10 protein-coding genes and 2 pseudogenes are annotated in these 7,556 nt (G+C 70.5%); 3 read left to right on the forward strand and 9 right to left on the reverse strand.

The genetic code is table 11. The annotated features are described in order from the left end of the window. A pseudogene (locus tag AC2CHE_RS26135) lies at positions 1 to 216 on the reverse strand (hypothetical protein); the annotation flags it as partial. After that, positions 213 to 917: a sugar nucleotide-binding protein gene (locus AC2CHE_RS26140; RefSeq protein ID WP_484507496.1), complete on the reverse strand. Its 705-nt coding sequence runs from the start codon at positions 915 to 917 to the stop codon at positions 213 to 215. The pseudogene AC2CHE_RS26135 and the gene AC2CHE_RS26140, both read right to left, overlap by 4 nt. 253 nt (positions 918 to 1,170) lie before the next feature. Between AC2CHE_RS26140 and AC2CHE_RS26145 the strand changes: the two genes are divergently transcribed. Together AC2CHE_RS26145 and AC2CHE_RS26150 are read left to right on the forward strand one after the other, a co-directional pair. Further along, complete coding sequence (locus AC2CHE_RS26145) at positions 1,171 to 1,551, forward strand: response regulator transcription factor (protein WP_484507497.1); 381 nt, start codon at positions 1,171 to 1,173, stop codon at positions 1,549 to 1,551. 20 nt (positions 1,552 to 1,571) lie between these two features. Beyond that, complete coding sequence (locus AC2CHE_RS26150; protein WP_484507505.1) at positions 1,572 to 1,778, forward strand: winged helix-turn-helix domain-containing protein; 207 nt, start codon at positions 1,572 to 1,574, stop codon at positions 1,776 to 1,778. A gap of 3 nt (positions 1,779 to 1,781) precedes the next feature. On the opposite strand, the gene AC2CHE_RS26155 is transcribed toward AC2CHE_RS26150, so the two are convergent. From AC2CHE_RS26155 to AC2CHE_RS26175, 5 genes and pseudogenes are all read right to left on the reverse strand, one after another. Then, positions 1,782 to 2,126, reverse strand: coding sequence for an NADPH-dependent FMN reductase (locus tag AC2CHE_RS26155; protein WP_484507498.1), 345 nt, complete (start codon positions 2,124 to 2,126; stop codon positions 1,782 to 1,784). A gap of 104 nt (positions 2,127 to 2,230) precedes the next feature. Beyond that, positions 2,231 to 2,359: pseudogene (locus AC2CHE_RS26160) on the reverse strand (NADPH-dependent FMN reductase); the annotation flags it as partial. Between the two features lie 49 nt (positions 2,360 to 2,408). Then, the gene (locus AC2CHE_RS26165) at positions 2,409 to 3,041 is read right to left on the reverse strand and encodes a DsbA family oxidoreductase (protein ID WP_484507499.1); all 633 of its coding nucleotides are present in this window, start codon (positions 3,039 to 3,041) and stop codon (positions 2,409 to 2,411) included. Next, positions 3,031 to 4,308 (reverse strand): MFS transporter, encoded by a 1,278-nt coding sequence (locus AC2CHE_RS26170; RefSeq protein WP_484507500.1) that lies wholly within the window; start codon positions 4,306 to 4,308, stop codon positions 3,031 to 3,033. The genes AC2CHE_RS26165 and AC2CHE_RS26170 overlap by 11 nt, the downstream gene beginning before the upstream one ends. Before the next feature lie 82 nt (positions 4,309 to 4,390). After that, positions 4,391 to 5,125 carry a class I SAM-dependent methyltransferase gene (locus AC2CHE_RS26175; protein WP_484507501.1) on the reverse strand — a complete coding sequence of 245 codons (735 nt, stop codon included), beginning with the start codon at positions 5,123 to 5,125 and terminating at the stop codon, positions 4,391 to 4,393. A gap of 6 nt (positions 5,126 to 5,131) precedes the next feature. On the opposite strand from AC2CHE_RS26175, the gene AC2CHE_RS26180 reads away from it, so the two are divergent. Continuing rightward, positions 5,132 to 6,343 (forward strand): ISAs1 family transposase, encoded by a 1,212-nt coding sequence (locus tag AC2CHE_RS26180; RefSeq protein WP_484507502.1) that lies wholly within the window; start codon positions 5,132 to 5,134, stop codon positions 6,341 to 6,343. 197 nt (positions 6,344 to 6,540) lie between these two features. Here the strand turns inward: AC2CHE_RS26180 and AC2CHE_RS26185 are convergent, their stop codons facing one another. Next, entirely contained in the window at positions 6,541 to 6,798 is a 258-nt protein-coding gene (locus tag AC2CHE_RS26185) for a 4Fe-4S domain-containing protein (protein ID WP_484507503.1), read from the reverse strand. Positions 6,799 to 7,077: 279 nt separating this feature from the next. Beyond that, positions 7,078 to 7,395, reverse strand: a complete 318-nt coding sequence (locus tag AC2CHE_RS26190; RefSeq protein WP_484507504.1) for a transposase — start codon at positions 7,393 to 7,395, stop codon at positions 7,078 to 7,080. Positions 7,396 to 7,556 lie beyond the last annotated feature (161 nt).

The raw sequence follows: 7,556 nt of genomic DNA on the forward strand, positions 1-7,556 counted from the left end.
ACGCATGGCCGCGCCGACCGGCAGCACCGCCACCGTGGCGCCCACCGCGATCGCACCCAACGGGAGGACGGCCGCGGCGGCCGAGCCGGTGAGGTCGGTGGCGAGCAACCCGCCGGCCGAGCCGCCCGCCGCCATGCCGACGGCGGCGACCGCCTGAGCGGCGTAGAGCAGAACCGGTGCCCCGGTACGGGACGGATGTCGCGTGTCGACGGTCACGAGGAGGACACCGGCTGGGCCAATCCCGCGAAGCGGCGGGACATGTCGTCCATCCGGAGGTGGTTGGGGCCCATCACCGGGCGGTGCGCGGCGGTCAGCCCGGTGATGCGGTGCAGGATCGCCGGGGAGACCGTCTGCACGGTCGCCTCGAGCAGCGCCCACGCCGCCGCCTGGAAGGCTTCGCACACCGCCTGGTCGTCGCCCGTTGCGCAACCGCGTTCGGCCTCGGCGAGGAAGGCCTCCTCCTCGGCCCGGCCGGGGTCGCGCTGGGCGGCCAGGTGGAACACCACGTCCGGCCGGATGGCCCGCAGGCACTCCTCGGTACGCCGACGGTCGCCGACGTCGAGGTGCAGGTAGCGCACGCCGGGAACGCTGTGGGCCGGTGGCGTGTTGGCGGCGCTCAGCAGCATCGACGGCCGCAGGGCGGCCAGCGTACGCAGCAGTTCGGTACCGATGCAGCCGCTGCCACCGGTCCCCAGCACTCGCCTGCCACGGATCGCTGCCCCTGCCTCCTGCTCGGGTACCGGGATGCCGCGCTCCTGTACGGACAGATAGCGGGTCAGTTCGGCGTGGCTGTCCGGTTGCGTCGCCATCAGCTGCCCGGTCAGCCGACGCAGCCGGTCGAGTTCCGCTCCGGCGGGCGTCCGCCCGGGCGGTGCGACTTGAGTCATCCGGCACAGCGTGTCGAGCGCACTCTGCATGATCATCCTCCCCGTTGCAGCCGGCCGTCGCGACAACGCGACTGATCGCCCCCGGGAAACGCTACGAGCGCAATGTTCATCCATCAAGCCGAATTGGTGAACTTTGCAGTCAATTGACGCTGATTTTGCGTTCCCCACACCAATGAATGCACGTGCCGGAACCAGCACACATTGCTATGCCGACGACCTCCTCGATTCGGGCATACTCAGAGTCAGTTCATCGATGCTTATCGTTACCGGAAGGTGTTTCGCCATGCGCGTCCTCGTCGTACAGGACGACCTCGCCGGCCGCCGTCACCTCGTACACCAGCTCGAACAACACGGATATGAGGCGTGCAGCGCCGGCACCGGCAAGTCGGCCCTGCAACAGCATCACCGGGTGGATCTGGTGGTGCTCGACATGGACGTCCCCGACATCGACGACCTGCTGGTCTGCTCCGAGATCCGCCGGGAGTCGGACACCCCGATCATCGCCCTCACCGGCCGCGGCACCGAGGTCGAACGCGTCCTGGCCTTCTGGGCCGGCTGCGACGACTGCGCCCGGCCCCGGACGCCCAAACCATCTCGCACGACCCACTGCACATCGACGCGGCCCGGCGCGAGGCCCGGCTCGGCGGCCGGACGCTCGCACTGACCCGTAAGGAGGTCGACCTGCTGCAACTACTCGCCGCCCGCCCGGGGGTCGTGTTCAGCCGACGGGAACTGCGGGCCCAGGTCTGGCACGACAGCGCCACGGCGACCGGCCGGACCATCGACACGCACGTCAACAGCCTGCTGGCCAAACTCGGCGACACCAGGTGGATCGTCACCGTGCGGGGCGTCGGTTTCCAGCTCGGCCGCGGCTTCAGCGCCGCGGCGTGAGCGCTACTTACCGTACGGGTGCCGATCGCGGGCCGCGCGCAACGCCTCGCCCCACCACACGAGCTGGTCGAACATCGTCTTGACGGCCGCACCCACCCCCTCGGGATCGACCGGCGTGCCGTCCGGCCCGAACTTCTCCCACGCCATGTGGAAACTCACCTGCTCCCGGATCGCCATCGCGTGCAACTCGGCGAAGACGAGCCGCAGGTGCTCGGCGGCGCGCAGGCCACCGGCCATGCCACCGTAGGAGACCAGGGCGACCGGCTTGGCCTGCCACTGCGTGTAGTGCCAGTCGATGACGGACTTGAGCGACGCGGGATAGCTGTGGTTGTACTCCGGCGTGACCACGACGAACGCGTCCGCGTCGGCAGCCGGGGCCCGATCCGGGAGAGCGTCTCGGCGACGTCCGGGTCCGGCGACTGGGTCAGCGCCACCGGCAGTGGATGGTCGACCAGGTCGATGTAGTCGACCTCGAAGTCGTCACGCCGGGCGGCCTGGTCGGCGATCCAGCGGGCGGCCGTGGGACCGAACCGGCCGTCGCGGACGCTGCCGCAAATTACTGCGAGCCGCAGGGGAGCCATGATGATGGGGTTCCTTTCGTTGGGGTCGTGACGGATGGCGGTACGCGGGTCACCCGGTCGGGGTCAGCGCGTCCAGGTAGTCCTCTTCCGAGCGGGCACCGGACAACTCCGGGCCGTCGTCGACCCGAACCAACGGCACCGACGTGACGCCCCGCTCCCGCACCGCGACCAGTGCGGCGGCGACCTCCTCCGGTTCGGGACCGTCCCCGCCGGCCGCCACCGGGGTGACATCGGCGTCGGCCGCGAGTTCGTCGAGCGTGACCGGATCCCCGATGTTGCGGCCCTCGCTGAAGTAGGCCCGGAACAGCCGTTCGGCGGCCACCTCCGCCCGCCCCTGCCGTTGCGCCGTGGCCAGCAGTTGGTGGGCCCGGAACGTGTTGACGAAGATGGCCCGGCCGAAGTCGAGGCTGAGTCCGTCGCGGGCGGCGGTGCCGGTCATGCGCTCCACCATCTCCTCGGCAGCGGCGCCGAAGTCGCGACGGTGGCGCTCGGTCAGCGGCTCGCCCTCCTCGGGGGCGCCGTCATCGATCTGGAACGGCCGGAACGTCACCTCGATCGTCCGGCCGTCCGCGCGCCGACGCGCCGCGGCCTTCTCGAAGCGGGTGAAGGCCAGGTACGAGTGCACGCAGATGAGGTCGAGGACGAACTCGACCCGCACGGGACGATCGGTGTCAGCGGACATGGGGAGATCCTTGGTCGAGTCGGGACGCGAGCACGTCGGCCCGGTCGGCGTCGGGTTCGGCCTCAGCGCGGGTACGACGCCGGGACGCGGCGAGGTAGCCGGCGGCGACGATCAGCGCGCCGGTCGCGATGATCAGGAACAGGGGCTGGATGCCGAGGCGGCTCACGGCCGGCTGGGTCACGATCGGCGCCAGGAACTGGCCCAGGAACAGGGCGGTGGTCAGGAAACCGGCGTACCGGCCACGGGAGTCCGACGGGGCGGTGTTGACCACCCAGTTGTTCAGCGTCGGCATCAGGATGCCCAGGCCGACGCCCATGACCAGCGTGCCCACCCCCAGCACGACGACGTGCGGGGCCGCGAACAGCACCAGGTAAGCGGCCCCGATCGCGGCGAAGGCCACGGCCACGAGCACGTGTTCACCGGCCAGCCGCCGGATCGCGGCGAAGCGCAGCGACACCAGCCCGGTGGTCAGGGTCTGCACCGCGATGACCGCCCCCGAGGCGATCGAGGTCGCGTGGAAGTCGTTCTCGACCAGGAACGGCACCTGCACCGGCACCGAGTAGAACGCGACCTGGCCGAGCAGCATCGCGACCAGCGCCGCGGTGATGCCCACCGGCCACCAGCGCCGGGCGGGGTCGCCGGAGCCGGCGTCCCCGTCGGCGTCGCCGGGTGGGCGGCCACCACCGGGCAGGTAGCGCAGCGCGGCGACGGCGAGCACCGCGCCGAGCAGGTAGACCAGGAAGACGCTGCGCCAGCCCAGCCCGGCCAGCGCGCCGCCGCCGACCAGCAGGAGCACGCCGCCGAACGCTCCGGCGGAGGTCTGTCGGCCGAGCAACCGCTGCCGCTGGGCGCCCTCGTAGAGGTCGGCCACCATGGCGACGCTGGTGGTCATGACGAGGGCGACCCCGAGGCCGAGCACGATCCGGCCAGCCAGGATGCTGTAGAGGTCGGGCAGGTAGAACCCGGAGCTGCCGCCCACGGCGAAGGCGAGCATGCCGATGACCAGAGCGCGCTTGCGCCCGATGCGCTCGGACAACGCGCCGGCGAACGGGGCGAACACCACGATCGCCAGCGCGTGGGTGCTGGTGATCATGCGGGACAGCAGGTCGGCGTCGGCCGTGTCGGCGAAGGCGGCCCGGATGCCGGGCAGGGCGGGCGACACGACCGCTCCCGCCATGATGGTGAGCATGCCCGCGAGGACCAGGATCGCGGCCTGACCGCCCGGAGGCGGTCCCGTCGTCCTGCCGGTGCTCTCGGGAGGGTGCACGCCACGCCCCTTCCTCGGTTTCGCAGTGCAATCGCGGACATTCACACCGTAAAAGCTGAACCAAGGATGAAGTCAAGCGCTGTCACGTCGTTGGCCGTTGGCCCCAGACCGAGAAGAGCAGAGTCGTGACGTCCCGGGACGCCGGATCCTCGATGGTGGCGATGAAATCGGCCAGATCCTGCGCGCTGACCCACCCGTTGTCGACCAGCGGCTGGCCCTGCAACTCGAGCCGGCGACGCATCAGCTCGTTCTCGTACTGCCCCTGACCGGGGCCGAGCGGCCGCAGGTGGAAGTCGACACCGGTGAGCCCCTCGCCGGCCAGCCGGGCCGGCAGCCGGCGGGCGAACCGCATGTCGGCGCCCTGAACCCGGAACGCCCGCAGATAGGCCTCGATGACCCGGTGGCCCAGCGGGGTGGCCGCGTCCTCGGCCGGCATGAAGTAGAAGTCCTCGACGAGCATCCAGCCACCCGGGGCCAGCCACTGCACGGCCCGGGTCAACAGTTCGTCGGGGCTCTTGAGGACCGAGAACACGCCGCGGGCCAGGATGAATTCGAACGAGCCAGGTGCGAACTGCTCGGTCTCGATGTCGCCCTGCCGCACCGTCAGCCCCGGGTCGCGCACGTCGTCGAGAAAGTCGGTGTTGACGTCGACGGCGAGCACCGACCCCTGCGGCCAGGGCGATTGCGTAGTCGATTGGTGGGTGCCCTGAGCTGGGAATCTACGGGGCGAGTGGCCTCTGTGGAGGCCGGAAGAGCGGGTGAGATCGCGTCGGTGATCATGGAGTTCTCTACGCTTCACGACACCCGAGGACCTCACCCGCCGATGTCATCATGCCCGATCCCCGCGCTGTCTTCGGTCGCCGGCACCCCTGGCACGTCACCACCGTCCGTTACGGCAGGTGAGACAACGGGACTGCTACACGCCTTGGCGGCGGTCCCGGATCCTCGAGATCCACGGGGAGTGCGTTACCCGCTGTCGGGCTTACTCGCGGTCGCGGTGTGCGCGGTCCTCGCGGGGGCGTCGTCGTTCGCCGCGATCACCGATTGGTTGCACGATCTGGATGAACAGGCCCGCGACCGGCTCGGCTTCGGCGATGGGGTGCCGGCGGGTACGACGGTATGGCGGTTGCTGACCCGCCTCGACGATCAGTTGTTGTCTACCGTCCTCGCGGGTTGGCTGAAGGTCCGCGCCCGGCCGGTCACACCCCGGCCGCACCGATATCGGACGGTGATCGCCGTGGACGGGAAAACGCTGCGGGGAGCCCGGCGTGCCGACGGCGGTCAGGTTCATCTGCTGTCCGCGCTGGACACCAGCACCGGCATCGTCCTGGCCCAGGTCACCGTGAGCGCGAAGAGCAACGAGATCCCCGCGTTCGCACCGCTGCTCGACGCGGTCGAGTCAGTGTTGGGCAGCCTGACCGGTCTGCTGTTCATCGCCGACGCCCTGCACACCCAGACCGCGCACGCCGAGGAGATCGCCGCCCGCGGCGCCCACCTGATGATCCCGACGAAAGGCAACCAACCCACCCTGTTCAAGCAGCTCAAGACCCTGCCCTGGCCGGAGATCCCAATCGGGGACCGCCGCCGCGACACCGGCCACGGCCGCCGCGAGACCCGCACCGTCAAAGCCATCACCGTGGCTACTCCAGGCGGCATCAGGTTCCCCCACGCCGAGCAGGCCGTCCGGATCACCCGCACCCGCACCACCAGCGGGAAGACCAGCCGCGAAACCGCCTACTACACGGTGTCCCTATCCGCCGAACAGGCCCAACCCGCCGACCTGCAGCACTGGGCCCGCCTCGAATGGCACATCGAAAACCGCCTACATCACGTCCGGGACGTCACTTTCCGTGAAGATCTCCACCAAGCCCGGACCGGCACCGGACCCGCCGTCCTCGCGACCCTGCGTAACACCTCGATCAGCTACCACCGCACCAACAGCGAGGCCAACATCGCCCGCGCCACCCGACGCGCCAACCGCCGCCCCCACGACCTCATCACCGCCGTGACCAGCGGCATCCCGACAACGCAATGACCCTGCCCCTGCGGCACCCGCGCGGCGAGCCAGCTCGACATCGAGCCGGCCCCGGCGCCGATGTCGAGGCAGCGGGCGCCGGCACCGAGCGGCAGCCGGCCGATCAATTCGGTCGTCAGGGGGTTGTAGTTGCGCTCCCAGAGCGCCGCGAGGATGGCCTCGGCCTCCTGCGCCGTCGGTTGGGTCGACGTCACGGCTCACCTTTCCGGTCGGCCCGACCCGCCGGTGGACGGCCCGACGGTGAGCTCGACGGCTCCCATCGGGCAGCAGTCCGCGACGGAGCGGGCGGTTTCGAGGGCTTCCGGGCCGGTCAGCCGGGCCTGGACGGCCTCGGCATGCCCGGCGGCGGTCAGCTGGAACAGCGCCGGCGACATCGCCTGGCACAGCCCGGTGCAGCGGCACAGCTGCGGGTTCACCCGCACGGTGGCTTCGGTCTCCCGGTCGCCGGAGATCACCGCGGCGTGCCCGTCGTCCGCACCGGCAGCGTGACCAGGCGACGCATCGCCCAGTTCTCGATGTAGCGCAGGTCCGGCCGGTCGACCGCGAGGTCCAGCCCGGGGAACCGGCGGAACAGCGCCGGGATCGCGATTCGCCCCTCGAGCCGGGCCAGCGCCGCGCCGAGGCAGTTGTGCAGGCCGTGGCCGTCGGTGCGATCTGTGCCGGCGTGTCTTCCAACGCCCGCAAGACCGACTGGACACCGTGCTGTTCCTGCTGCGAGTCGACGAACGCGACCCTCATCGCGACGGCCGGTCCAGCTCGGCCGCGAAGAAAGACGCCGCGGACTTCAGGATCTGGTTCGCCCGCCGCAGCTCACGATTCTCCCGTTCGAGGGCCGCGATGCGTTCGGCATCGCTGCTGGTCGTGCCCGGCCGCTCACCGGCGTCGGTCTCGGCCTTCTTCACCCACGTCCGCAACGCCTCTGGGTGGACTCCGAGCTGGTCGGCGATCCGCCGGATCGCGCCGACCGCGCCGGCCGGATCCCGACGGGCCTCAAGGACCAACCGGACCGCACGCTCACGCAGCTCGTCGGGGTACTTCTTCGGTGCGGGCATCGCTGGTGTTCCTCCAGGTTTCGATGTCTCCATCTAACCCGGGGCGCAACACGAAGACACCGCCCGTGGAACAGGGATACCGGCTGACCTGCGCTTCCGCACGAAGGGGCAGTTGGCGATCGACATCTGCACCGACGCGTACGCCGACGGGGTGCGCGTGG

It is taken from the genome of Micromonospora sp. ATLC16 (assembly GCF_057196645.1).

What these genes read in the sequence shown, in the direction of transcription:
- AC2CHE_RS26180 (WP_484507502.1), top strand. Translation starts at nt 5,132, where the DNA reads ATGTCATCATGCCCGATCCCCGCGCTGTCTTCGGTCGCCGGCACCCCT.
- AC2CHE_RS26190 (WP_484507504.1), bottom strand. Translation starts at nt 7,395, where the DNA reads ATGCCCGCACCGAAGAAGTACCCCGACGAGCTGCGTGAGCGTGCGGTC.
- AC2CHE_RS26165 (WP_484507499.1), bottom strand. Translation starts at nt 3,041, where the DNA reads ATGTCCGCTGACACCGATCGTCCCGTGCGGGTCGAGTTCGTCCTCGAC.
- AC2CHE_RS26140 (WP_484507496.1), bottom strand. Translation starts at nt 917, where the DNA reads ATGCAGAGTGCGCTCGACACGCTGTGCCGGATGACTCAAGTCGCACCG.
- AC2CHE_RS26145 (WP_484507497.1), top strand. Translation starts at nt 1,171, where the DNA reads ATGCGCGTCCTCGTCGTACAGGACGACCTCGCCGGCCGCCGTCACCTC.